Source organism: Achromobacter sp. HZ01 (genome assembly GCF_003267925.1).
Lineage (GTDB): Bacteria > Pseudomonadota > Gammaproteobacteria > Burkholderiales > Burkholderiaceae_B > Achromobacter > Achromobacter pulmonis_A.
The window spans coordinates 372545-395238 of record NZ_LWKV01000002.1; the positions used below are offsets into that span (position 1 = coordinate 372545).

At 68.2% G+C, this 22694-nt stretch carries 24 protein-coding genes; 11 read left to right on the forward strand and 13 right to left on the reverse strand.

The window, feature by feature from the left end; genetic code table 11:
* Nucleotides 1-9: 9 nt before the first annotated feature.
* On the forward strand, nucleotides 10-1026 hold the full coding sequence (locus A6B37_RS10900) for an amino acid ABC transporter substrate-binding protein (protein ID WP_111825744.1): 1017 nt from the start codon (nucleotides 10-12) through the stop codon (nucleotides 1024-1026).
* A 95-nt stretch (nucleotides 1027-1121) separates the two neighbouring features.
* Here the strand turns inward: A6B37_RS10900 and A6B37_RS10905 are convergent, their stop codons facing one another.
* A complete protein-coding gene (locus tag A6B37_RS10905) occupies nucleotides 1122-2456 on the reverse strand; it encodes an MFS transporter (RefSeq protein WP_111825745.1) in 1335 nt (444 codons plus the stop codon).
* A gap of 222 nt (nucleotides 2457-2678) precedes the next feature.
* Between A6B37_RS10905 and cyoA the strand changes: the two genes are divergently transcribed.
* From cyoA to A6B37_RS10940, 7 genes are all read left to right on the forward strand, one after another.
* A complete protein-coding gene (gene cyoA, locus A6B37_RS10910; protein WP_102773835.1) occupies nucleotides 2679-3722 on the forward strand; it encodes a ubiquinol oxidase subunit II in 1044 nt (347 codons plus the stop codon).
* Nucleotides 3723-3770: 48 nt separating this feature from the next.
* Entirely contained in the window at nucleotides 3771-5777 is a 2007-nt protein-coding gene (gene cyoB, locus A6B37_RS10915) for a cytochrome o ubiquinol oxidase subunit I (protein WP_102773836.1), read from the forward strand.
* Nucleotides 5770-6411, forward strand: coding sequence for a cytochrome o ubiquinol oxidase subunit III (gene cyoC / locus A6B37_RS10920; protein ID WP_102773837.1), 642 nt, complete (start codon nucleotides 5770-5772; stop codon nucleotides 6409-6411). Before cyoB ends, cyoC begins: the two co-directional genes overlap by 8 nt.
* Nucleotides 6408-6809, forward strand: coding sequence for a cytochrome o ubiquinol oxidase subunit IV (gene cyoD, locus A6B37_RS10925; protein ID WP_102773838.1), 402 nt, complete (start codon nucleotides 6408-6410; stop codon nucleotides 6807-6809). The genes cyoC and cyoD overlap by 4 nt, the downstream gene beginning before the upstream one ends.
* Nucleotides 6809-7585, forward strand: coding sequence for an SURF1 family protein (locus A6B37_RS10930; RefSeq protein WP_102773839.1), 777 nt, complete (start codon nucleotides 6809-6811; stop codon nucleotides 7583-7585). Before cyoD ends, A6B37_RS10930 begins: the two co-directional genes overlap by 1 nt.
* Nucleotides 7586-7687: 102 nt before the next feature.
* Entirely contained in the window at nucleotides 7688-8794 is a 1107-nt protein-coding gene (locus A6B37_RS10935; protein WP_102773840.1) for a porin, read from the forward strand.
* Between the two features lie 119 nt (nucleotides 8795-8913).
* Nucleotides 8914-10236: a ParB/Srx family N-terminal domain-containing protein gene (locus tag A6B37_RS10940; RefSeq protein WP_111825746.1), complete on the forward strand. Its 1323-nt coding sequence runs from the start codon at nucleotides 8914-8916 to the stop codon at nucleotides 10234-10236.
* 96 nt (nucleotides 10237-10332) lie between these two features.
* Here A6B37_RS10940 and A6B37_RS10945 read toward each other — a convergent pair whose 3' ends face one another.
* Both A6B37_RS10945 and A6B37_RS10950 read right to left on the reverse strand, forming a co-directional pair.
* Nucleotides 10333-10962, reverse strand: a complete 630-nt coding sequence (locus A6B37_RS10945) for a DNA-3-methyladenine glycosylase I (RefSeq protein ID WP_111825747.1) — start codon at nucleotides 10960-10962, stop codon at nucleotides 10333-10335.
* A gap of 13 nt (nucleotides 10963-10975) precedes the next feature.
* Nucleotides 10976-11401 (reverse strand): lysozyme inhibitor LprI family protein, encoded by a 426-nt coding sequence (locus A6B37_RS10950; RefSeq protein ID WP_102773843.1) that lies wholly within the window; start codon nucleotides 11399-11401, stop codon nucleotides 10976-10978.
* A 115-nt stretch (nucleotides 11402-11516) separates the two neighbouring features.
* Between A6B37_RS10950 and A6B37_RS10955 the strand changes: the two genes are divergently transcribed.
* Complete coding sequence (locus A6B37_RS10955; protein WP_102773844.1) at nucleotides 11517-12335, forward strand: metallophosphoesterase; 819 nt, start codon at nucleotides 11517-11519, stop codon at nucleotides 12333-12335.
* Between the two features lie 36 nt (nucleotides 12336-12371).
* On the opposite strand, the gene A6B37_RS10960 is transcribed toward A6B37_RS10955, so the two are convergent.
* On the reverse strand, nucleotides 12372-12803 hold the full coding sequence (locus A6B37_RS10960) for a YciI family protein (RefSeq protein WP_102773845.1): 432 nt from the start codon (nucleotides 12801-12803) through the stop codon (nucleotides 12372-12374).
* Nucleotides 12804-12912: 109 nt separating this feature from the next.
* Nucleotides 12913-13962 carry an NADP(H)-dependent aldo-keto reductase gene (locus A6B37_RS10965; protein WP_111825748.1) on the reverse strand — a complete coding sequence of 350 codons (1050 nt, stop codon included), beginning with the start codon at nucleotides 13960-13962 and terminating at the stop codon, nucleotides 12913-12915.
* A gap of 133 nt (nucleotides 13963-14095) precedes the next feature.
* Between A6B37_RS10965 and A6B37_RS10970 the strand changes: the two genes are divergently transcribed.
* The gene (locus tag A6B37_RS10970) at nucleotides 14096-14872 is read left to right on the forward strand and encodes a hypothetical protein (RefSeq protein ID WP_102773847.1); all 777 of its coding nucleotides are present in this window, start codon (nucleotides 14096-14098) and stop codon (nucleotides 14870-14872) included.
* On the opposite strand, the gene A6B37_RS10975 is transcribed toward A6B37_RS10970, so the two are convergent.
* From A6B37_RS10975 to A6B37_RS26070, 3 genes are all read right to left on the reverse strand, one after another.
* On the reverse strand, nucleotides 14844-15839 hold the full coding sequence (locus A6B37_RS10975) for a Dyp-type peroxidase (protein ID WP_102774156.1): 996 nt from the start codon (nucleotides 15837-15839) through the stop codon (nucleotides 14844-14846). The two genes, A6B37_RS10970 and A6B37_RS10975, sit on opposite strands and share 29 nt — an antisense overlap.
* Nucleotides 15840-15935: 96 nt before the next feature.
* Nucleotides 15936-16919: a tripartite tricarboxylate transporter substrate binding protein gene (locus A6B37_RS10980; protein WP_168202172.1), complete on the reverse strand. Its 984-nt coding sequence runs from the start codon at nucleotides 16917-16919 to the stop codon at nucleotides 15936-15938.
* A 14-nt stretch (nucleotides 16920-16933) separates the two neighbouring features.
* Nucleotides 16934-17920, reverse strand: coding sequence for an esterase (locus A6B37_RS26070; protein WP_168202173.1), 987 nt, complete (start codon nucleotides 17918-17920; stop codon nucleotides 16934-16936).
* A gap of 124 nt (nucleotides 17921-18044) precedes the next feature.
* On the opposite strand from A6B37_RS26070, the gene A6B37_RS10985 reads away from it, so the two are divergent.
* Nucleotides 18045-18980 carry a LysR substrate-binding domain-containing protein gene (locus A6B37_RS10985; RefSeq protein WP_168202174.1) on the forward strand — a complete coding sequence of 312 codons (936 nt, stop codon included), beginning with the start codon at nucleotides 18045-18047 and terminating at the stop codon, nucleotides 18978-18980.
* On the opposite strand, the gene A6B37_RS10990 is transcribed toward A6B37_RS10985, so the two are convergent.
* The 5 genes from A6B37_RS10990 to A6B37_RS11010 form a co-directional block, all read right to left on the reverse strand.
* A complete protein-coding gene (locus tag A6B37_RS10990) occupies nucleotides 18977-19759 on the reverse strand; it encodes an alpha/beta hydrolase (RefSeq protein ID WP_102773850.1) in 783 nt (260 codons plus the stop codon). The two genes, A6B37_RS10985 and A6B37_RS10990, sit on opposite strands and share 4 nt — an antisense overlap.
* A 61-nt stretch (nucleotides 19760-19820) precedes the next feature.
* Entirely contained in the window at nucleotides 19821-20117 is a 297-nt protein-coding gene (locus tag A6B37_RS10995) for a DUF1634 domain-containing protein (RefSeq protein WP_102774157.1), read from the reverse strand.
* The gene (locus A6B37_RS11000; protein WP_111825751.1) at nucleotides 20114-20977 is read right to left on the reverse strand and encodes a sulfite exporter TauE/SafE family protein; all 864 of its coding nucleotides are present in this window, start codon (nucleotides 20975-20977) and stop codon (nucleotides 20114-20116) included. The genes A6B37_RS10995 and A6B37_RS11000 overlap by 4 nt, the downstream gene beginning before the upstream one ends.
* A complete protein-coding gene (locus A6B37_RS11005; protein ID WP_102773851.1) occupies nucleotides 20974-21714 on the reverse strand; it encodes a GntR family transcriptional regulator in 741 nt (246 codons plus the stop codon). The genes A6B37_RS11000 and A6B37_RS11005 overlap by 4 nt, the downstream gene beginning before the upstream one ends.
* Before the next feature lie 60 nt (nucleotides 21715-21774).
* Nucleotides 21775-22539, reverse strand: a complete 765-nt coding sequence (locus tag A6B37_RS11010; RefSeq protein ID WP_102773852.1) for a class II aldolase/adducin family protein — start codon at nucleotides 22537-22539, stop codon at nucleotides 21775-21777.
* Nucleotides 22540-22694 lie beyond the last annotated feature (155 nt).

Here is a 22694-nt window from a genome sequence, read left to right on the forward strand (position 1 = left end):
GAGAACGACATGTCGCAACGCAAACTCGCCGCCTGCGCCCTGGCGCTGGCCGCCGTGTCCGGCCAGGCCCTCGCCGGCCCCACGCTCGACGCCGTCAAGAAACGGGGATACCTGCAATGCGGGGTATCGACCGGCATCCAGGGCTTTTCCGCCCCGGACAGCAAGGGCGTCTGGCATGGGCTGGACGTGGACATGTGCCGCGCCATCGCGGCCACCGTGTTCAACGATGCGTCCAAGTTCCGCCTGACGCCGCTCACCACCCAGGCCCGCTTCACCGCGCTGCAGTCCGGCGAGGTGGACGTGCTGACCCGCAACGTCACGCCCACCATGGCGCGCGACAACACGCTGGGCCTGTTGAGCGTGGCCGTCAATTTCTACGACAGCCAGGGCGTGATGGTGTCGCGCAAGCTGGGCGTCAAGAAGCTGACGGAACTGGAAGGCGCCACCATCTGCGTGCAGCCGGGCACCGTGACCGAACTGGACCTGGCCGACTGGTTCCGTTCGCGCTCGCTGAGCTTCAGGCCCGTGGTGATCGAAAAGTACGATGAAATCGTGCGCGCGTTCGCGGCCGGGCGCTGCGACGCCTTCACCTCCGACAAGTCGCAGCTGGCCGCCACCCGCATGACGCTGGAGAACCCCGACGGCTACGAGATCCTGCAGGAGAACATCTCGAAAAGCCCGCTGGGCCCGATGGTGCGCCAGGGCGACGACAACTGGGTCAACGTGGTGCGCTGGTCGTTCTACGCCATGCTGGAAGCCGAGGAGTTCGGCATTTCGTCGGCCAACGTGGAAGCGCAGCTCAAGGCCGTCAACCCCAACGTGCAGCGCATCCTGGGCGTGACGCCCGGCATGGGCCGCAACATGGGCGTGGACGACCGCTGGGCCTACAACATCATCAAGCAGGTGGGCAATTACGGCGAGAGCTACGAGCGCAACCTGGGGATGAGCAGCCCGATGAAACTGCCGCGCGGCCTGAACGCGCAGTGGCGCGACGGCGGGTTGATGTATGGGTGGCCGGTGCGGTGATGGCGCGCGGCCGATGGGTGCAGCGCGAGACATTCGACGCGGAAAATCAGCGGTAAAGCGCGCGAAACCCATCGGGCGGCCCCGGCCGCCACATTTCAATCCCGCGTTTCCAGCACCCGGTTGATGCGCAGCGCCAGCAGCGTGCAGGCCGCCCCCGACAGCAGATAGATGCTGACCGCCACCAGCCCGAAGCGCGCCGACAGCCCCAGGGCCACCAGCGGCGCAAAGGCCGCGCCGATCAGCCAGGCCATGTCGGAGGTCAGCGCCGCGCCGGTATAGCGGAAGCGCCGCGCGAAGTTGGCCGTGACCGTGCCCGAGGCCTGGCCATACGACAGTCCCAGCAGCGCGAAACCCACCAGGATGAAGGCGTCCTGCGCCTTCGGCCCGCCGCCCAGCAGCCACGGCGTGAACAGCGCGAACACCGCGATCAGCGCGGCCAGCAGGCCCAGCGTGGTGCGCCGGCCGATGCGGTCGGCCAGCCAGCCGGAGGCGATGGTGCCCAGGATCGCGAGCGCCGCGCCGGCGATCTGCACCACCAGCACGTCGGGAATCTGCTGCGTGGCGCTGACCGCGATCCATGACAGCGGAAACACCGTGACCAGGTGGAACAAGGCATAGCTGGTCAGCGCGGCGAACGCGCCGATGAACAGGTTGTAGCCCTGCTCGCGCACCATCTGGGCGGTGCTGATGGGTTCGAGCTCGCCCTCTTCGAGCAGCTGGGTGTATTCCTCGGTGACCACCAGGCGCAGCCGCGCGAACAGCGCCACCACGTTGATGGCGAAGGCCACGAAGAACGGATAGCGCCAGCCCCATTCGAGGAAGTCGGCCTGGGTCAGCGTGACCAGCAGGAACAGGAACAGCGCGCTGGCCACCATGAAGCCGACCGGCGCGCCGAGCTGGCCCAGCATCGAATACCAGCCGCGCCGGTGCGGCGGCGCGTTCAGCGCCAACAGCGACGGCAGCCCGTCCCACGAACCGCCCAGCGCCAGGCCCTGCAGGCATCGGAACACCGCCAGCAGCACGATGGCATGCCCGCCGATGGCGTTATAGCCCGGCAGAAACGCCATGCCCACCGTGGCCGTGCCCAGCAGGAACAGCGCGATGGTCAGTTTCGTTGCGCGGCCCCAACGCCGCTGCGCGGCCATCGACAGCGCGGTGCCGATGGGCCGCATGATGAACGCGAAGGAGAAGATGACGAAGGACCACAGCATGCCTTCGAGCGGCGCTTCGAACGGGAAGAAAACCTGCGGAAACACCAGCACGCAGGCGATGCCGAAGACGAAGAAATCGAAGTACTCGGAGGCGCGTCCCACCACCACGCCCACCGCGATTTCGCCTGGCGCCACCTTGGCGTGGCTGCCTGCGCCGGCGGGCGCGGCCGGCTGCGGAAACGGGGATGCGTGGCCCGGATATTGCGTGGTGCTCGCCATGTGACTGCTCGCTGAAAGGAGGTTTGGAATACGCCTTGTCTACGATCCTGCATCACACCCGGATGCGGCTTGCGCGCCGCGTTCAGCGCTGCTTCCATACCAGAATGCAGCCCTTTCCCGCATGCGCTTTCCGCATACTTTTGTTCTTTTTACCCTAGATTTTTCGCGCCTTCCAGCGTAGTGTTGCGTTTACTTCCCACGGTTACGTTTCGGGGTGTGGTCATGCCGTTCTTCCAAAGGCTGCGCGGATTGATCCTGGTTCCTGCCCTGCTATTGCTCGCCGGATGCAATGCAGTGCTGCTGTCGCCATCGGGCGACGTGGCCTTGCAGCAGCGGAACCTGATCCTGATCTCGACGGGCTTGATGCTGCTCATCATCGTCCCGGTCATCATCCTCACACTGCTGTTCGCGTGGCGCTACCGCGCCAGCAACAAGACCGCCCGCTACGACCCGGAATGGAACCACTCCACGGTGCTGGAGCTTCTGATCTGGGCCGCGCCGCTGCTCATCATCATCGCGCTGGGCGCGCTGACCTGGGTGAGCACGCACCAGCTCGACCCCTACCGTCCGCTGGCGCGCCTGTCCGAAGGCCGCGAAGTGCCGCCTGACACCAAGCCGCTGGTGGTCGAGGTCGTGGCGCTGGACTGGAAATGGCTGTTCGTCTATCCCGAGCAGGGGGTGGCGGCGGTCAACGAAATGGCCGCGCCGGTGGACCGCCCGATCCAGTTCAGGATCACCTCGTCGACGGTGATGAACTCCTTCTTCATCCCGGCGCTGGCCGGGCAGATCTACGCCATGCCGGGCATGCAGACGACGCTGCACGCCGTCATCAACCACCCCGGCGAATACGAAGGCCTGTCGGCCAACTACAGCGGCTCGGGATTCTCCGGCATGCGCTTCAAGTTCCACGGCGTGGACCAGCAGGGCTTCGACAAGTGGATTGCCGAGGCGCGCGCCGCCGGCGCCACGCTCAGCCGCGAGACCTATCTGCAGCTGGAGCAGCCCAGCGAACGCAATCCGGTGCAGCGCTACGCCTCGGTCGCGCCCGGCCTGTTCGAGGCCATCGTCAACCGCTGCGTGGAGCCCAACCGCATGTGCATGCGCGACGCGATGGCCATCGACGCGCAGGGCGGCATGGGCATACCGGGCGCGCTCAACGTCACGACCCTGGACCCGCAGACGCGGGAGCGCCTGGGGCTGACCGGCACGCCGCCGCGCAAGTACGTGGGCGCGATGTGCACGGCCACGCAGGGGCTGGTGCTGTAGCGCCGCGGCGCGGAATTCATCAACTCCGGTCTTTATGGTGGAATCGAGATGCCCGATCAAGCTGAGCTCACCAAACTGATCTTCGGTCGACTGACCTGGGAAGCCATTCCGTACCACGAGCCGATCCTGCTGGCCACCTTCGTCGTGGTGGCCATCATCGGCATCGCGCTGCTGGGCGCAATCACGTACTACGGCAAGTGGGGCTATCTGTGGCGCGAGTGGTTCACCAGCATCGACCACAAGAAGATCGGCATCATGTACGTGATCCTGGGCATCGTGATGCTGCTGCGCGGCTTCGCCGACGCCATCATGATGCGCCTGCAGCAGGCGGTGGCCTTCGGCGACTCCGCCGGCTACCTGCCGCCCCACCACTACGACCAGATCTTCACCGCGCACGGCGTGATCATGATCTTCTTCGTGGCCATGCCGCTGGTCACGGGCCTGATGAACTACATCGTGCCGCTGCAGATCGGCGCGCGCGACGTGGCTTTCCCGTTTCTGAACAACTTCAGCTTCTGGATGACCACCGGCGGCGTGATCCTGGTGATGATGTCGCTGTTCGTGGGCGAATTCGCGCGCACCGGCTGGCTGGCCTATCCACCGCTTTCAGGCATCGCGCACAGTCCGGACGTGGGGGTCGACTACTACATATGGGCCTTGCAGATAGCGGGGGTGGGAACGCTGCTTTCAGGCGTCAACCTGCTGGTCACCATCGTCAAGATGCGCGCCCCCGGCATGAGCATGATGCGCATGCCCATCTTCACCTGGACCGCGCTGTGCACCAACGTGCTGATCGTGGCGGCCTTTCCGGTGCTGACCGCGGTGCTGGCCCTGTTGTCGATGGACCGCTACGTGGGCACCAACTTCTTCACCGCGGACTTCGGCGGCAACGCCATGATGTACGTGAACCTGATCTGGATCTGGGGCCACCCCGAGGTCTACATCCTGATCCTGCCGGCCTTCGGCATCTTTTCCGAAGTGGTCGCCACGTTCTGCCGCAAGCGCCTGTTCGGCTACGCCTCGATGGTGTACGCCACCGTCGTGATCACGGTGCTGTCCTACCTGGTGTGGCTGCACCACTTCTTCACCATGGGATCGGGAGCCAGCGTGAACTCGTTCTTCGGGATCACGACCATGATCATCTCGATCCCGACCGGCGCCAAGATCTTCAACTGGCTGTTCACCATGTACCGCGGCCGCATCCGCTTCGAGGTCCCGATGCTGTGGACGGTGGGCTTCATGGTCACCTTCGTGATAGGCGGCATGACCGGCGTGCTGCTGGCCGTGCCGCCGGCCGATTTCGCGCTGCACAACAGCCTCTTCCTGATCGCGCACTTCCACAACGTGATCATCGGCGGCGTGCTGTTCGGCCTGATGGCCGGCATCACCTACTGGTTCCCCAAGGCCTTCGGCTACAAGCTCGATCCGTTCTGGGGCAAGTGCTCGTTCTGGTTCTGGCTGGTGGGCTTTTACGTCGCCTTCATGCCGCTGTACGTGCTGGGCCTGATGGGCGTGACCCGCCGGGTCAACCACTTCGAGGACATGTCGCTGCAGATCTGGTTCCAGGTGGCGGCCTTCGGCGCGCTGCTGATCGCCTGCGGCATCGCCAGCTTCCTGATCCAGCTGGTGGTGAGCTACCGGCGCCGCGAATCGCTGCGCGACGACACCGGCGACCCCTGGGACGGGCGCACGCTGGAATGGTCCACCTCGTCCCCGCCGCCCAACTACAACTTCGCCTTCACCCCGCGCGTGCATGACCAGGACGCGTGGTGGCAGATGAAGCAGCACGGCTACGAGCGGCCGCGCCAGGGCTTCATTCCCATCCACATGCCGAAGAACACCTGGGCCGGCATCGTGCTGGCCGGCATCAGCGTGGTGATGGGCTTTGCGCTGATCTGGCACATGTGGCCGCTGACGGTGCTGTCGTTCGCGGCGCTGATCCTGGTATCCATCGTTCACACCTTCAACTACAAGCGCGACTACTACGTGCCGGCCGACGAGGTCGTGCGCACGGAGGATGCGCGCACGCAATTGCTGGCGAAAAACCATGTCTGATACCGTCGCTACCTCCCTGCCCGGCGGCGCCGCGCCGCCCGCGCAGCCCGTGTTCTACGTTCCGGTCGAACACCATCCCAAGAACGGCACGCTGCTGGGCTTCTGGGTCTACCTGATGAGCGACTGCCTCATCTTCGCCTGCCTGTTCGCCACCTACGGCGTGCTCGGCCGAAGCTATGCGGCGGGCCCCTCGGGCGCGGACCTGTTCGACCTGCCGCTGGTGGCGGTCAACACCTCGCTGCTGCTGCTGTCGTCCATCACCTACGGCTTCGCCATGCTGGAGATGCGGCGCAACCGCATCGGCGGCACGCAGCTGTGGCTGGCCGTCACCGGCATTCTCGGCCTGGGCTTCCTGTCGCTGGAACTCTACGAATTCGCGCACCTGATCCACCAGGGCGCGGGACCGCAGCGCAGCGCCTTCCTGTCGTCCTTCTTCACCCTGGTCGGCACCCACGGCCTGCACGTGACCTTCGGCATCGTGTGGCTGGTGACCATGATGATCCAGGTGCAGATGCACGGCCTGATCCCCGAAAACCGCCGGCGCCTGATGTGCCTGTCCATGTTCTGGCACTTCCTGGACCTGATCTGGGTGGGCGTCTTCACCTTTGTCTATCTCATGGGAGTGCTGCCATGACCGCGCATACGGACCACCTGGCCCATCCGGGCGGCGACCACGGGCACCATGACGACGACGACGGCGCCGCCCACGGCACGCTAAAAAGTTACGCCACCGGCTTCGTGCTGGCCGCCATCCTGACCGCCATTCCGTTCTGGCTGGTCATGGACCGGGTGTTCGAAGATTCGCGCACCACCGCGCTCATCATCCTGGGCTTCGCCGTGGTGCAGATCGTGGTGCACATCGTGTACTTCCTGCACATGGACACCAAGTCCGAAAGCGGCTGGAACATGTTGGCGTTAATATTCACGCTGGTGCTGGTCGTCATCACGCTCAGCGGATCCATCTGGATCATGTATCACCTGAACTCCAATATGATGCCCATGTCGACGCACGACATGCGCAAAATGCCCTGATGCCCGCAGTAACAGACTCTTCTTCCGGCGACACCCCCCGTAATCCGCGCAGCGCAACCACCCTGGTCATCCTGGGGCTGGTTGCCGCCGCCATTTTCGCGGGCCTGTGCGCGCTGGGCACCTGGCAGGTGCACCGCCTGGCCTGGAAACGCGCCCTGATCTCCCAGGTCGAATCGCGCGCCCACGCGCCCGCCGCGCCCGCCCCGGGCCGCGCCGAATGGCCCGCGCTGACTTCCGACAACGCCGAATACCGCCGCGTCTTTGCTTCCGGCACGTTCCAGTACGACCGCCAGACGCTGGTGCAGGCCGCCACCGAGCTGGGCAGCGGCTACTGGGTCATGACGCCGCTGCAGCTGGACGGCGGCGGCACCGTGCTGGTCAACCGCGGCTTCGTGCTGCCCGAATGGCGCAAGGCCCAGGCGGGCGCGGCGCAGCCGCCGGCGCAGGCCAGGGTCAGCGGCTTGCTGCGCATGGGCGAACCGGGCAGCGGCTTTCTGCGCAACAACGATCCCGCGGCCAATCTCTGGTATTCGCGCGACCTGCCCGCCATCGCCGCCGCGCGCGGCCTGACCGACGTGGCGCCGTATTTCATCGACGCCGACGCCGCGGGCGGCGCGGCCGATGCCCGCAAGGCGCCGGTGGGCGGCCTGACGGTGCTGTCCTTCCCCAACAACCACCTCATGTACGCCATCACCTGGTACGCGCTGGCGGCCATGGTGCTGGTCGGGGTGTTCATCTTCGTGCGCGAAGAAAAGCGCGCGCGCCGCAAGGGCTGAACCCCGCGCCGCACCGCGATCACCACCGGGAACACCGTCGGGCGCCTGCGCCGCGTGGTGTTCCCTTTGTTTTTTCCAACCCCCAAAAAGGAGTCCCCAAGGATGAAAAAGACGCTGCTCGCAGCCGCAATGCTCACTACTTTTGCAGGCCTCGCTCAGGCAGAAACGTCGGTAACTCTCTATGGTGTCATCGACACCGGCATCGGCTACAACAAGATCAAGGGCGATGGATACGACGGCAGCAAGCTCGGCATGATCAACGGCATCCAGGCCGGCTCGCGCTGGGGCCTGCGCGGCTCCGACGACCTGGGCGACGGGCTGCGCGCCGTGTTCACGCTTGAAAGCGGCTTCGATTCCGCCAACGGGCAGCGCGGGCAGTCCGGCCGCCTGTTCGGCCGCCAGGCCACCATCGGGCTGGCCAACGACGCCTGGGGCAAGCTGGAATTCGGCCGCCAAGCCACGGTCGGCTCGAACTACCTCGCCGACATCGACCCCTTCTACACCAGCTACACCCAATCCAACCTGGGCCTGGGCTTCAGCGCCGCCAACACCATGCGCTGGGACAACATGGTCATGTACCGCACGCCCTCGGTGAACGGCTTCGAGCTGGGCGTGGGCTATTCCTTCAACGTCGACGACACCGACGCCGGCCAGAGCGGCTTTCGCACCGCCGACAACGCGCGCGGCATCACCGCCGGCCTGCGCTACGTGCAGGGCCCGCTGAACGTCGCGCTGACCTACGACCAGCTCAACGGCTCGAACCGCGCCGCCATCGACCACGACGCCACCCCGCGCCAGTACGCGCTGGGCGTGTCCTACGACCTGCAGATCGTCAAGCTGGCGGCCGCCTACGGCCGCACCACCGACGGCTGGTTCGTGGGCCAGGACCTGCCCGCGGGCACCCCGTTCAGCGACGAGTTCGGCACCTACCGCTACGTCGACGGCTTCAAGGCCAACGCCTACATGCTGGGCGCCACCGTGCCCGTCGGCGCCACCGGCAGCCTGTTCGCCTCGTGGCAGCACGTCTCGCCCAACAACGACAGCCTGACCGGCGGCGACGCCAACATGAACGTCTGGAGCGTGGGCTACACCTACGACCTGTCCAAGCGCACCAACCTGTACGCCTATGCCTCCTACGGCAAGGACTATGCCTTCATCGACGGCCTGAAGAGCACGGCCGCCGGGGTGGGCGTGCGGCATACGTTCTAAGCGTCTCCGCGTCCCGACCGGTCGCGGCCGGGACGCGGCGCATGGGCGGTGCAATCTGCGCGCAACAAGCGTCGGCCATCATCGGCTACCTTTGAACGCACGGACCCGTAACCGCCACCATGCACTCGACCTTCCCGACTTCGCCGTCCCCCACTCTGCTGCGCCTGCTGGCCGCGGCCCTGCTGCCGCTGGCCCTGGCCGCCTGCAACGGCGGCGACGACGATGATGGCGACGCAGGCGGCGGCGAGCCTCCCGCGGCGATCGCGCCGCTTCCCACCGAACCGGAGACGCCCGAACCCGAAACGCCTGCGCGCAACAGCGCCTACCTCGACACCAGGCCCGGCCAGGTGATCCAGGTGCGCATCGAAGAATTGCGCCCGACCCAGGCCGCCGTCGGCTACGACCAGATCTACTACAAGCTGGGCCGCTGGCAGGGCGACTTCGACCGTCCCACCTGGGCGGCCGATCCCACGCGCCAGCTCGACTACCTGAACCGCACCGTCGGCAAGAAGTTCGACGACTACTGCGAGGACATGGGCGGCGCCGAACGCGCCCGGGATTTCCAGAGCATCGCCGAGGCGCGCGCCGCCCGCCTCGACCAGCCCGACACCTACGCCTGCAAGGACGCCCCCGGCACGCATACCGCCAACCTCAAGACCGTGGTGGTGGGCTGGGACGGCAACCTCTACCTGACCGACGGCCACCATACCTTCTCCTCGCTGCGCGAGATCGCCGACGGCGGCCCCAAGCTGCCGGTGTGGGTCAAGGTGGACGCCAACTACAGCGACGTGCCCAACGCCGCGGCCTTCTGGCAGCGCATGATCGACGAGCGGCGCACCTGGCTGCGCGACGGCGCCAACCAGCCCATCACCGTCGACCAGCTGCCCACGCGCCTGGGACTGGCCAGCGCCGACGAAGCCGGCGGCATGCAGGAAGACCGCTACCGCTCGCTGGTGTACTTCACCCGCGACATCGCCTACCAGAACGGCGGCCTGCCTGAATTCGCAAAATTCCTGTGGGGCGACTGGCTGCGCCGCGAGGCCGCCGGCGGCCGTCTTCCGGGTCTGGACGCCTACCGCATGGCCCCGCCCGCGGCTACGACGCAGATTCTTGCGCCCAGCACCCCGGGCAAGGACCTGGCGCCGGCCGGCGCCGACGACAGCTACGCCGCCGCGGTGCGCGACGCCGCGCTGAAGATGAGCGCGCTGGCCGACACCGACATCGTGTACGGCGACCGCGACGCCGCCAGCCTGGGCCGCATCGCGCTGGTGCCCGACGCGGCCGGCGACTCGCCCACCAAGAAGGCGCGCGACACGCTGGAAGAGCTGACGCGCGACGACGTGAAGAAGGACGGCAGCCCGCGCGGAGCGGGCAAGCTGTGGTTCGCTGTCAATTACCGCAGTTGCGGCCGGCCGGCGGCGGGAAGCTGCTGGGGGTGGTAGTTGTTGCTTGCTGTCTGATGGGTTGCGCGCGTCGAGCGGTCGATTTCTTTTATCGAGTCTCTCGCGCTGCACCCATCCTACGAGCCGCAACCGCCATCACCCCGGCCGCCTGAACCCGGCCCGGGCGCGCTCGACCTCGCCGCGGCACGCGCAGCCGTGCAGATGGTCGTTGACCATGCCCACCGCCTGCATGAAGGCGTACATGGTGGTCGGCCCGACGAAGGTCCAGCCGCGCTGCTTCAGCGCGCGCGACAAGGCCTTGGACGCGGCCGAGCTGGGATTGTTGTTCCAGTAGTCCAGGTCCACCGTGGCCGGGCGCTCGCGCGGCGGCGGTTCGTGGCGCCACAGCCAGCCCGCCAGCGTGCCGGTTTCGTCGGCCAGGTCGCGCGCGCGGCGCGCATTGTTGATGGCCGACACGATCTTGCTGCGGTTGCGCACGATGCCCGGATTGCCCATAAGCCGCTCCACGTCGCGTTCGGTATAGCGCGCCACGCGCTCGAAATCGAAGTCGTCGAACGCTTCGCGGAACGCCTCGCGCTTGCGCAGGATGGTGATCCAGGCCATGCCGGCCTGGAAGCCTTCCAGGCAGATTTTCTCGTACAGCCGGCGGTCGTCGGCCACCGGGCGGCCCCATTCGCGGTCGTGGTAGTCCGGCATGGACGGCTGCCAGAAGCAGCGCGCCACGCCGGCGGCATCCGTGATCAGGCCCGATGCCTTGTCGTCCATGCCCCGGCCGCCGTCATGGTCTGCCCGGCACCGGGCAGGTCAGGTCGCCCTCTTCGCATTCGAGGTAGGCGCGCAGTTCCTTGGTGCGGGCCTGGGTCAGCTTGTCCAGGCAGGCGCTCTGCGCCATCGGGTAGGCGCTGCTGCCCGAGGTGCCGCCCGCCGCGAACGCGCATTCGGCGTCGCGGAAAGACAGCCAGGCGCGCTGCGCGGCATGGAACTGGGTGGCGGCGGTCTTGTCGTCCTTCAGGCGCGCGTTGATTTCCTTGTAGGCGGCGTTCAGGTCCGCATCGGACTTGCGGTAGGCCTGGTCGGCGCACATGCTCATGTCGGTTTGCGTGGCCGCCTTGCTGCAGTCGAGCGGGCGCGACTGCGGCTGCGGCTGCGCATGGGCGCCGGCCGCCAGCGCCAGAATGGCCGCCGCCGTGATCGCGATACGCATGGGGTTTCTCCTGTTGGTTCTATGCGGTCGGGGCGCGCGTGCGCGCGTCCCGGCTCATAGGAGAAAGTGTCTCATGGAACGACAGGCCCCGCCGCACTCGCCTAAGATTACGGGTATGAAAATCCAACTGCTGTCCGACCTGCACCTGGAAACCGACCCCGACTTCGTGGAACGGCCCGCGCCCGGCGCCGAACTGCTGGTGCTGGCCGGGGACATCGGCTCGTACCAGCGCGGCTCCCGGCTGGAGCGCGACGACTTCGGGCTGGGCAGTTATTCGCCGCGCAACGGCTGGCCCACGCCGGTGGTGTACGTGCCGGGCAACCACGAATACGACAACCTGGATTTCGACGAGACCCACGAACGCCTGCGCGGCCTGTGCCGGGAACTGGACATCCACTGGCTGGAGCGCGAGACGCTGGTGATCGGCGGCATGCGCCTGGTCGGCACCACGCTCTGGAGCGATTTCGACGCGCTGGCCAGCGACGCCGACACCCTGGGCGCGGCGCTGAAAAAGCGCGCCAAGGCATTCCGGGCCGCCGACTTCTACCTGGAAAAGGCGGCCATGCGCCGCCACGGCGAGCCCTTCCTGGCCGAGCAGATGCGCGAGCAGGGGCTGCTCTGCCAGCAGTGGCTGGAAGCCGCGCTGCGCGTACCGTTCGACGGCCCGACGGTGGCCATCACCCATTTCGCGCCCACCCTGGCCAGCGCCGATCCGCGCTACGGCATCACCCCCGGCACCGCGGGGTTCTGCAACGCGCTCGACCGCCTGCTGCCGCTGGCCGACTACTGGCTGCACGGCCACCTGCACTGTCCGCAGGACTACGTCAAGGACGGCTGCCGCGTGATCGCCAACCCGCTGGGCTACGCGCGCAAGGGCGAACAGCAGGGTTTCGAGCCGGCGCGCGTGTGGGACCTGGGCGCGCCCGCCGGCTGACAATCCGCGCCGGCGCCGCGCTCATGCTGCGCCGCATCAGGGCGCGGGCTTGCCCGCCATCTGTTCGCGCAGCCGCTCCTCCTGCTCGCGCAGTTCGGGGGTGAACGCTGCACCGAAATCGTCCGCCTCGAAAATCTGGCGGATTTCTATCTCGGAGTCGCCCGGCATCGGGTTGGGGCAGCGCTTGACCCAGGCAATCGCCTCGTCCAGGGACGCGCACTGCCAGATCCAGAAACCCGCGACCAGCTCCTTGGTCTCGGCGAACGGCCCGTCGATCACGCGCCGGCCACTGCCCGAAAACGCCACGCGCACGCCCTTCGAGCTGGGATGCAGGCCTTCGCCGGCCAGCATCACCCCCGCCTTCACCAGTTCCTCGTTGTACCGGCCCATGTCCGCCAGCAGCTGCTCGCTGGGCATGAGCCCCGCCTCGCTGTCGGCCGTCGCCTTCACTAGCACCATGAATCGCATATCCGTCTCCTTGAGTGTTTGTCGGAACATTCTCGCTCCAACAGGACGACGAACGACAGGGCGCCGGATCGACAATGGCCTTCAAACAAAATGTATCGGCGAACGGCGCTCAGGGCGCCGGGTTGGGCTGGCGCGCGTGGATGCGCTCGATTTCCTCCAGCACCTCGGCCGGCAGCGCCACGTCCACGCTGTCGATGTTTTCCTTCAGCTGTTCCAGCGTGGTGGCCCCGATCAGGTTGCTGGTGACGAAGGGACGCTGGTTGACCCAGGCCAGGGCCAGGTGGGTCGGCGGGATGCCGTGCGCGCGCGCCAGCTCCACATACGCCCGGGTGGCGGCCTCGGCCTGCGGGTTGCTGTAGCGGGTGAAGCGCGTATAGAGCGTCAGGCGGGCGCCGGCCGGGCGCGCGCCGTCCAGATACTTGCCGCACAGCATGCCCATCGCCAGCGGCGAATAGGCCAGCAGCCCCACGTCTTCGCGGTGGGCGAATTCGGACAGCCCGCTCTCGAAGACCCGGTTCAGCAGGCTGTACGGGTTCTGGATGGAGGCGATGCGCGGCAGGTCCCGGCTCTCGGCATGGCGCAGGAACTGCGCCACGCCCCACGGGGTCTCGTTGGAGACGCCGACGTGGCGCACCTTGCCGGCGCGCACGAAGTCCTGCAGCACTTCCAGCGTTTCTTCGATGGGCACGGTGTGCTCGTCCTGCACCCAGGGATAGGCCAGCTTGCCGAAGGTGGCCGTGCTGCGGTCCGGCCAATGCAGCTGGTACAGGTCCAGGTAGTCGGTCTGCAGGCGCTTGAGGCTGGCGTCCAGCGCTTCGGTCAGGTTCTTGCGGTCCAGGAAGGTCTTGCCGTCGCGGATGTGGCCCGGGCGCTTGGCGTCGCGCACGGGGCCGGCCACCTTGCTGGCCAGCACGATCTCGTGGCGGCGCTTGCTGCGCGCCAGCCAGGTGCCGATATAGGTCTCGGTCAGGCCCTGCGTTTCCGGCTTGGGCGGCACCGGGTACATCTCGGCGGTGTCGACCAGGTTGACGCCGCGCTCCAGGGCGTAGTCCAGCTGCTCGTGGGCCTGGGCTTCGGTGTTCTGCTCGCCCCAGGTCATGGTGCCCAGGCCGATCGGGCTGACGTCCAGGCCGGTGCGGCCGAGTTTGCGGTATTTCAAATTCTGCTCCGTTCGGGGTCGCTTACAGGAAAGACGAACCTTACTCCCGGGCGGCCCGCGGGTAAATCGCTCTTGCCCGCGGCGTCCGAATCGGCATACGCTTGATGCCCCACCGACAGCCAAGAACAACGACGTGCTCCAGCAAATCGATGAGGTCTACATCTTTTTCATTTGCGTGGCCGTCTTCCTGACGGTCATCGAGCTGGGATATCGCCTGGGGCGCAAGCTGCGCCGCGCTTCCGACGAGTCGGCCAAGGCCCATATCGGCGCGCTGCAGACCGCCCTGCTGGGCCTGCTGGCGCTGCTGCTGGGCTTTACCTTCGCAATGTCGGTCACCCGCTTCGAGACGCGCAAGAACCTGGTGCCCGAAGAGGCCAACGCCATCGGCAACGCCTACTGGCGCTCGCAGCTGCTGCCGCCCGCGGCGCGCGAGCCGATCGCGGCGCTGCTGCGGGAATACGCCGACACCGCGCTGGAGTTCCACGACGCCGACAACGACAGCGCACGGCTGGCGCTGGCCGGCGCCGCCTCGCGGCGCATCGAACGCCAGATCCGCTCCACCGCGGCCGGCGTGCTGGAATCGCCGCCGTCCATGGCTTCGGTCCTGTTCATCCAGGCCATCAACGACATGGCGCAGGTCAACGAAAAACGCCGCGTCGCGCTGGAGAACCACGTGCCCGAGCCGGTGTTCTACCTGCTCTTCATCGTGACCACCGGCGCGATGGCGTTCATCGCCTATGGAACCGGCCTGCAGAAACGCAGGCGGCTCATCTCGACCGGCCTGTTCGCCACCTTGATATCGCTGGTCCTGACCTTCATCCTGGACATAGATCAGCCGGCCTCCGGTCTCATTCAGGTCAACCAGGACAGCATGCTGCGGATCAAGGCGACGCTGGAGCAGGAGCGCTAGGAGCGGCGGCCTCGCTCGCGGCCGGGGCGCGCTCGGCCAGCGCTTCCAGCAGGTCGGCCGACGGCACGAAGAACAACCCGCCCGTGACCGCGTGGCTGAAATCCAGCAGGCGGTCGTAGTTGCCGACGGGCCGTCCGACGAACATGTTCTCAAGCATCTGCTCGATGGGCGCCGGCGAGCGCGCGTAGCCGATGAAGTAGGTGCCGAACTCGCCCGAGCCGGCCCGGCCGAAAGGCATGTTGTCGCGCAGGATCTTCACTTCCTGGCCGTTCTCTTCGAGGGTGGTCAGGGAACTGTGCGACGAAGACGGCTTGATGTCGTCGTCCAGCTCCACGTTGGACAGCTTGTGGCGGCCGATGATGCCTTCCTGGTTTTCCACCGTCAGGGCGTTCCAGCCGTCCATGTCGTGCAGGTATTTCTGCACCAGCACATAGCTGCCGCCGGCGAACTCCGGGTCCTCGTCGCCGATCACCGTGAAGTCCACGGCCTCGCGTCCTTGCGGATTCTCGGTGCCGTCGACGAAGCCGATGATGGCGCGCCGGTCGAAATAGCGGAAACCGTGGACTTCGTCGACGACCGTCACGGCATCGCCCAGGTCGTTGAGCAGCAGGGTCGCGAGCTCGAAGCACAGGTCCATGGAATCGGCGCGGATGTGCAGCAGCAGGTCGCCGGGGGTCGCGACGGCGACGCGTCCGGGCGGCCCGAATTCGCGGAACGGATGCAGGGCCGCCGGGCGCGGCGCGCCGAAGACGCGGTCCCAGACGGCGGAGCCGAACGCACAGACACAGGAGAGGTTTTGCTGCGGCGCGCGGGTCGCCACGGTGCGCACGCGGGCGGCGACGTCTTCGCACCAGCCCCGCAGCGTTTCGGCGGAGCCGGCGCCCTCGTTCAGGGTGGCGACCAGGAAGATCGCGTGGCGGGTGGCCGGGTCGTGGACGGCTTGGGGAAGAGGCGGAATTTCGGGCATGGGATCGGGCACCTGGTAAACGGACATGGCCCGGAAACGCCGGGCCAGTCCGATTCTAAGCACGGATCGCGGCGCTGTGAACCGCGCCGCCGCCCTTTACGAGCCCGGATTGAAGCGGGTGCGGCCGATATCGCTCTTGAGCTTGTCGGTCTGGCCGGCGATGAAGGCGGAGAACTGCGCCAGGGTCTGGGGCGGCGCGACCTCCACGCCCATCTTGCGGTAGCCCTCGATCACTTCCGGCGATTGCAGGATGGCCTGGATCTCCTGGTGCAGGCGCTGGCGCACCGGCTCCGGCGTGCCCTTGGGCGCGAACACGCCGGTCCAGATGTCGTAGTCGATGCCTTCCAGGCCCGCGGTTTCCGAGGCCGACGGAATGTTCTTGTCGCCCACGTCCCGGTTCCTGCTCATCACGGCCAGCGCCTTCATCTTGTGGTTGGCGATGTGCGGCAGCATGGCCGGCAGCCCCAGCAGGGCCAGGTCGATCTGCCCGCCCATCAGATCGATGCTGGCCTGCCCCGCGCCCTTGTAAGGCACAGCCACGATATCGGTTCCCGTGTCGGACTTGAGCGCCTCCATCGCCAGGTGGTAGAGCGAGCCCGTGCCCGGAATGCCGTAGGACAGGCTGCCGGGCTTCTGCCTGGCCAGCGCCAGCGCGCCCGCCAGGTCCGAGACCGGCAGGTCGGGCCGGGCCACCAGCACCAGGCCGCTGGTGCCGACCATGGAGATCGCGTCGAAATCCGCGGCCTGGTATTGCGCCTGCGGCGTGACCAGCGGCGCCAGCGACACGTTGGAGGTGATGCCGATCAGCAGCGTATAGCCGTCGGGATTGGCCTTGGCCACGCGGTTGGCGCCCAGCATGCCGCTCGCCCCGGCCACGTTCTCCACCACCACCGGCTGCTGCAGGCGGCGCGACAGTTCCTCGCCCAGCACGCGCCCGATCGGATCGAGCGAGCCACCCGGCGCGTAAGGGATGATCATGCGGATCGGACGGTCGGGATAGGCGGCTTCGGCGTGCGCGGCGGCGGCGCCGGCCAGCAGGGCGGCCGCGGCCATCAGCCTGGCGATTGCGGAAATTTTCATGGTGGGTCTCCTGTTCATATGGAATCGTTGTGGGTGTCCTGGATCCACGCGTCCAGCATGGCGGCGAGTTCGGCGTTGTTGCGGTCCATCATCGGCAGGTGCGAATTGCCGGCGATGCCCAGGGCCGGCAGGTCCATCCGGGTGACGCTGCCGCCGGCCCGCGCCAGGCCGTCGAGCCAGGCGTCGGTCTGCTCGCGGTAGCGCCGCCACAGCGGGCTGCGGTCGAAGTAGTCGCCCCACAGCACGCATACCGGCACCGCCGCCATGCGCGCGAACGCCGCGGCGTCGGCCTGCACGCCGCCGGCCGGTTCCACCAGCACCAGCGCCTTGATGCGGTCCGGCACGGCCTGCAGCACGCTTTGCGCGAGCCGCCCGCCCTCGCTGTGAGCGATCACCACGCCCGGCCCGGCGCGGCCCAGCAGCTCGGCATACGCGGCGATGGCGCGCTCGCGGTTGCTCACCCAGCGGCCGACGAACTGGCGCGCCAGCTGCGGCATGCAATCGGCCGGAAACTGCTGGCCCGGATAGCCCTGCGCCGCGCCGGGTTCGCCGATGCGGAACAGATCCCAGGCCTGCTCGATGCTGCGGTGCTCGGCCTGCCCGCCGGCCACGAGCTCCGGCGCCGGCCAGGAAGCGCGCCCGCGCTCGACCGCGTCGCTGACGTAGGTGTCGTAGCCCGCGCGCATGAAGTAGTCGTGCCAGCCGGGGCGGCCGTCCGGCGTCTGCTCCCAGGTGCAGCCGGTCATGCCGCCGCCGTGCCAGAGGAACACCGGATAGGGATGGGCCGGCCGCGCCAGCGCGAAATGCTGCACGTACAGCTGGCCGACCGCGTGGCGGCCGTTGGGGTCGGAGGCGCGCGCCTCCAGGCCGGGCACGGATTGCAGCGTCCTCGCGGGCGCGTCGCTCAGTTCGACGATCGACCCGCCGACATGGAAGCCGCGTATCGACTTGAGCGGCGGCAGTTCGGCCCCGGACTGCGGGGCCAGGCTTGCTTGGGACATGGGGATTTCTTCCGGGCGACAACGTATCGGACCGCAGTTTGCCGCCGCGTCCCCTATCCGTAAAATATCTTTACCCTATACCGCCATATTGCTGAATTATGGCCATCCTCCACCCTGCCGCCCCATGCACAACGCCCGCCAGCTCGACATCCCCCGCCTGATCGCCTTTATCGCGGTCTGCGAAGAAGGCAGCATCTCGGCCGCCTCGCGCCGGCTGCACATCGCGCAGCCGGCCCTGACCGTGACCATGGCGAAGCTGGAGGCGGCGCTGGACGCGCAACTGCTGGAACGCGACATACGCGGGGTCGCGCCCACGCCGGCCGGCGTCGAGCTGCTGGCGCGCGCCTACGACATCGTGGGCCGCACGCAGGCCGCGTTCGAGGACATCCGCGGCAGCGCCCAGGAACCGCAGGGCGAAGTCTCCATCGGGCTGCCGGCTTCCGCGGCGGCGGTGCTGGCCCTGCCGCTGATCGCGCGGCTGTCGCAGGACTATCCGCGCATCCGGCTGCGGGTGGTGGACGGGTTCTCGGGCTATCTCTGGAGCTGGCTGCTGGCCGGCGAGCTGGACCTGGCGCTGGTGTTCGACCGGCCTTCCACGTCCGGCGTGCACAGCGAGCCCATCGCGCACGAGGACATGCACCTGGTGGGCGTGCCGCAGCGCCTGAAGGCCGGCAAGACCGTGTCCGTGGCGGCGCTGGCGGACTATCCGCTGGCCATCTCGTCGCGCCGCCACGGCATCCGCGCCGCGCTCGACGACTACGCGCTGCGCCACGGAACCGCGCTCAACGTGGGCATAGAAATCGACGCCGGCGCCTACCTGATCCAGCTGCTCAGGACCGGCGCCTGGTTCAGCCTGCTGGCGCCCTGCGCCGTGGCCCGCGAGGTGCGCGAAGGCGCGCTGGCCACGCGCCGGCTGTCGCCCACCTTCACCCGCTCAATCTGCCTGGCGCAGCGCCGCAGCGTGCTGGGCGACGCCGCCGCGCGCAGCGTGGCCGGCACGCTGCGGCAGGTGGTGCGCGGCCTGATCGACGACCGGACCTGGGACGCGCGGCCGGCCTAGGCCTTCAGCCACTGGCCGACCAGGTCCAGCACGATGCGGCTCTGTTCGCGGTGCGGCACGTGGCCGCAGTTCTCCAGCAGCACGCTGCGCCCGCCGGTCAGTTCCGCGATGCGCTCGGGATGCCGGCGCGAGCCGTATTCGTCCAGCTCGCCATGCAGCGCCAGCACCGGGCAGCGGACCTGGCGCAGGCGCGCGTCGAGATTCCAGTCGGCGAACGCCGGCGACAGCCAGGTATCGACCCAGGCGCGCAGCACCCAGGCGGCCTTTTCGCCGTGGTACTTCTTCAGGCGGTCCAGCTGGCCGGGTTCGGCGAAGTTGCGGCTGGCGGCGCTGATGCCGGACAGCGTGAGGTCTTCGGCGAAGGTCTGCGCCGACTCGGTGATCAGGGCCCGGCAATCGGCGGCGTACTCGCCCGCGCTGCAGATCGCCATGCCGCCGCCCACGCTGTGGCCGAAGGCCACGAACGGCCCGATGCCCAGCGCCTCGCGCAGCAGGCGGAAACCGTCGCGCGCCTCGGCCTCGACGAAGCCGGGGTCGAAGACGGCGTCGTTCGGGTCCGAGCGGCCGAAGCCGAGCCGGTCGTAGGCGATGACGCTGCGCCCGGTCTCCTGTGCCAGCTGTTCGGGAAAGTCGCGCCACAGCTCCACGCAGCCCAGCGAGTCGTGCATCAGCACGATGGGCGCGCCGGCGTCCTGCGCGCCGGCCGGGTCCCAGCGCCGCGCAAACAGGCGGCCCTGGCTGGTGGGCACGTAGACATCCTGAGGGGTGATGGAATGCATGTATCCGTCCTGGAAGGAAAAAGGCGCCCGGGGATTATAGGAAAACCGGCCGCGCCGGCCTTCAGCGCAGGCCGAACAGCACGCCGGCCGCGATGATGAGCAGCACCAGCGCGGAGATCGCGCTGTAGGCGTAATCGCGCTCGCGCAGGAAGATCGCCAGCATCAGCGCCACCCGCGCCACCGGCAGCAGGATGAAGAGCGCCACGCCGGCCTGCACCAGCCGGTAGCCGCCGGCCGGCAGCAGCAGGTCCAGCGCCATGCCGATGGCGATGCAGGCCGAGGCCGCCCAGGTGCCGTACCAGAGCAGCGCCGCGATGCGGCGGTCGCGCCGCGCCTGAAGGTCCGTCGCAGCGCTCATGCCGCGCCTCCCGGAAAAGACACGCCCAGCGCGCTCAGCAGCATCTGCACCGCCAGCAGCGCCAGCACGATGACGAAGAACAGGCGCAGCTTGTCCGCCGGCAGCCCGAGCAGCACGCGCGCGCCCGCCAGCGCGCCGGCCACCGAGCCCAGCGCCACCGGGCCGGCGATGCCGATGTCGATGTCGCCGCGCACGAAATACGCGCCCGCGCTGGCCGCGGCGGTCACCCCTATCATGAAGTTCGACGTGGCCGAGGACACCTTGATGGGCAGCCGCAGCGCGGCGTCCATCGCCGGAATCTTGAGCACGCCCGAGCCGATGCCCAGCAGCGCCGAGACCAGCCCGGCCGCGTACATCAGCGACAGCCCCAGCGGCACGCGGCCGACCTGGTAATGCACCTCGCGGCCCAGCGCCCTGTCGGGGAAGCTGGAATGCAGGCGCAGCGCGGTGGCCCAGCTCGCGGCCCCGGGCGCGGCGACCGCGGCGACCTCGCGGCGGCGCGCCAGCATCTGCTGCGCCGACAGCGCCAGGATGACGGCGAACAGGCCGTACAGGAACGCCGTGGGCACGATGCCGATCAGGAACACGCCGGTCAGCGCGCCCAGCGTGGTCGCGGTTTCGAGCACGATGGCCAGCCGCACGTTGGTCAGCCTTCCCTTCAGAAACGGCGCGGCGCTGCCGCAGGAACAGGCGATCACCGAGACGATGCTGGCGCCGATGGCCACGTGGATGTCCACGCCGAACAGCAGCGTCAGGATGGGCACGATGAAAATGCCGCTGGCCATGCCCAGCACGCCGCCCAGCGCGCTGGCGCCGAAGGCCGCGGCGAACAGCCAGAGGATCTGCGCGCTGTCCGTCATGGCCGGCGGGGCGCGCGCGCCAGGCGGGTGGAGAACCGGATCAGGTCGCCGCGGTAATAGAGTTTTTCGTAGTCGACGGGCCGCTGGCCCTCGGTGTAGGACGTGCGCTCGATCAGGAAGATCGGGCTGCCGGGCGGCACGCCCAGCGCCTGCGCCACGTGCGCGTCGGCGGTGACGGCTTCGAGCTGGTACTGCGCCTCGATCAGCGGCAGCGCGTAGCGCAGCTCCAGCAGGTCGAAAATCGGCTCGGCTTCCAGGTCGTTGCTGGCCACCTGCTCGCCGATCTCCAGCGGCAGATAGGTTTCGTCGAACGACATGGCCACGCCGTCGGCCAGGCGCACGCGCTCGATGCGGTAGACCTGCGTGCCCTGCGCCACGCCGAGCTGGCGGGCGACGGCCTCGGAGGCCGGCACCGGCCGCTTGTCCAGCAGGCGCGCGGTGGCGTGGCGGCCCAGCGCCGCCATGTCCTCCACGAAGCCGCTCAGCCCCGTCAGCGGCTGGGTCAGCTTGGGTTCGGCCACGAACGTGCCCCTGCCCCGCCGGATCTCGACCAGCCCGCGGGCCACCAGGTGTTCGATCGCCTTGCGCACCGTGGTGCGGCTGACGCCGAAGCGGGCGATCAGGCCGTCTTCGGGTGGAAGCTGGCTGCCGGGCGGCAGGCCGCCGGCCGCGATTTCCGCGGCCAGCGCGTTCTCGACCCGGGCGTAGAGCGGGGCGTAGTCGGTTTCATTGGGCATGCCGGCATCATAACATCAAGACATCATGATGTCGTGATGTCGTAATGACGTCCCGCCGCCCTACTCCGCGTAGCCGGGGTTGCGGCGGTCCAGCCGGCGCAGCAGCCCGGGCCAGGCCAGCGCCGCCTTGTGGGCGCGGTCGGCCGGCGATTCGACCGCGGCGCGCGCCAGCACCTCGGGCGGGATGTGGGTCAGTTCGCCGCCGCCGGCCTGGGCCCGCACCTGCACCATGCAGGCCGCCTCCAGGCGGTGCATGGCCTGGAACGCCTCCGCCATGCTCTGCCCCACGGTCAGCAGGCCGTGGTTGCGCAGGATGAGGTAGTTGTTGCTGCCCAGGTCGCGCACCAGGCGCGGCTGCTCGTCGGGGTTGAGCGCCAGGCCCTCGTAATCGTGATAGCTGAGCGAGCGCAGCACGATGAAGGCGAACTGCGACAGCGGCAGCAGCCCTTCTTTCTGCGCCGAGACCGCCACGCCGTTGATCGAGTGCGTGTGCAGCACGCACATCGCGTCCTTGCGGGCCGCGTGGATACAGCTGTGGATGGTGAAGCCGGCGGGATTGATGTCGTACTCCGACTCCATCACCTTGCGGCCGTGCAGGTCGATCTTGACCAGGCTGGACGCCGTGATCTCGTCGAACATCATGCCGTAGGGATTGATGAGAAAGTGCTCGGTGCCGGGCACCTTGGCGGTGATGTGCGTGAAGATCAGGTCGTCCCAGCCGAACAGCGCCACCAGCCGGTACAGCGCCGCCAGATCCTTGCGCACCTGCCATTCCGCCTCGCCGACGCGCTCGCGCACGCTGTTTGTCTTGCCTACCGTATCCATGCCGTCTCCTGATCTGTGCTGTGAAATGCCGCCCGCGGCAACCGCGCCCGGGCCTGCCCAGCACTGTATTCGGTTTGCGCGCAAACGGCGCGTCCGGCGTCCGCCGGCCGGTCATCGCCGCCGCCGCGGCCAGGCAATGCTATGGTTGGCCGCTG

What these genes read in the sequence shown, in the direction of transcription:
- A6B37_RS10995 (WP_102774157.1), bottom strand. Translation starts at nt 20,117, where the DNA reads ATGAGCGCTGCGACGGACCTTCAGGCGCGGCGCGACCGCCGCATCGCG.
- A6B37_RS10955 (WP_102773844.1), top strand. Translation starts at nt 11,517, where the DNA reads ATGAAAATCCAACTGCTGTCCGACCTGCACCTGGAAACCGACCCCGAC.
- A6B37_RS10990 (WP_102773850.1), bottom strand. Translation starts at nt 19,759, where the DNA reads ATGCATTCCATCACCCCTCAGGATGTCTACGTGCCCACCAGCCAGGGC.
- A6B37_RS10930 (WP_102773839.1), top strand. Translation starts at nt 6,809, where the DNA reads ATGCCCGCAGTAACAGACTCTTCTTCCGGCGACACCCCCCGTAATCCG.
- cyoA (WP_102773835.1), top strand. Translation starts at nt 2,679, where the DNA reads ATGCCGTTCTTCCAAAGGCTGCGCGGATTGATCCTGGTTCCTGCCCTG.
- A6B37_RS10940 (WP_111825746.1), top strand. Translation starts at nt 8,914, where the DNA reads ATGCACTCGACCTTCCCGACTTCGCCGTCCCCCACTCTGCTGCGCCTG.
- A6B37_RS10900 (WP_111825744.1), top strand. Translation starts at nt 10, where the DNA reads ATGTCGCAACGCAAACTCGCCGCCTGCGCCCTGGCGCTGGCCGCCGTG.
- cyoD (WP_102773838.1), top strand. Translation starts at nt 6,408, where the DNA reads ATGACCGCGCATACGGACCACCTGGCCCATCCGGGCGGCGACCACGGG.
- A6B37_RS10975 (WP_102774156.1), bottom strand. Translation starts at nt 15,839, where the DNA reads ATGCCCGAAATTCCGCCTCTTCCCCAAGCCGTCCACGACCCGGCCACC.
- A6B37_RS10980 (WP_168202172.1), bottom strand. Translation starts at nt 16,919, where the DNA reads ATGAAAATTTCCGCAATCGCCAGGCTGATGGCCGCGGCCGCCCTGCTG.
- A6B37_RS10905 (WP_111825745.1), bottom strand. Translation starts at nt 2,456, where the DNA reads ATGGCGAGCACCACGCAATATCCGGGCCACGCATCCCCGTTTCCGCAG.
- A6B37_RS11000 (WP_111825751.1), bottom strand. Translation starts at nt 20,977, where the DNA reads ATGACGGACAGCGCGCAGATCCTCTGGCTGTTCGCCGCGGCCTTCGGC.
- cyoC (WP_102773837.1), top strand. Translation starts at nt 5,770, where the DNA reads ATGTCTGATACCGTCGCTACCTCCCTGCCCGGCGGCGCCGCGCCGCCC.
- A6B37_RS11010 (WP_102773852.1), bottom strand. Translation starts at nt 22,539, where the DNA reads ATGGATACGGTAGGCAAGACAAACAGCGTGCGCGAGCGCGTCGGCGAG.
- A6B37_RS10950 (WP_102773843.1), bottom strand. Translation starts at nt 11,401, where the DNA reads ATGCGTATCGCGATCACGGCGGCGGCCATTCTGGCGCTGGCGGCCGGC.
- A6B37_RS10960 (WP_102773845.1), bottom strand. Translation starts at nt 12,803, where the DNA reads ATGCGATTCATGGTGCTAGTGAAGGCGACGGCCGACAGCGAGGCGGGG.
- A6B37_RS10935 (WP_102773840.1), top strand. Translation starts at nt 7,688, where the DNA reads ATGAAAAAGACGCTGCTCGCAGCCGCAATGCTCACTACTTTTGCAGGC.
- cyoB (WP_102773836.1), top strand. Translation starts at nt 3,771, where the DNA reads ATGCCCGATCAAGCTGAGCTCACCAAACTGATCTTCGGTCGACTGACC.
- A6B37_RS11005 (WP_102773851.1), bottom strand. Translation starts at nt 21,714, where the DNA reads ATGCCCAATGAAACCGACTACGCCCCGCTCTACGCCCGGGTCGAGAAC.
- A6B37_RS10945 (WP_111825747.1), bottom strand. Translation starts at nt 10,962, where the DNA reads ATGGACGACAAGGCATCGGGCCTGATCACGGATGCCGCCGGCGTGGCG.
- A6B37_RS26070 (WP_168202173.1), bottom strand. Translation starts at nt 17,920, where the DNA reads ATGTCCCAAGCAAGCCTGGCCCCGCAGTCCGGGGCCGAACTGCCGCCG.
- A6B37_RS10985 (WP_168202174.1), top strand. Translation starts at nt 18,045, where the DNA reads ATGCACAACGCCCGCCAGCTCGACATCCCCCGCCTGATCGCCTTTATC.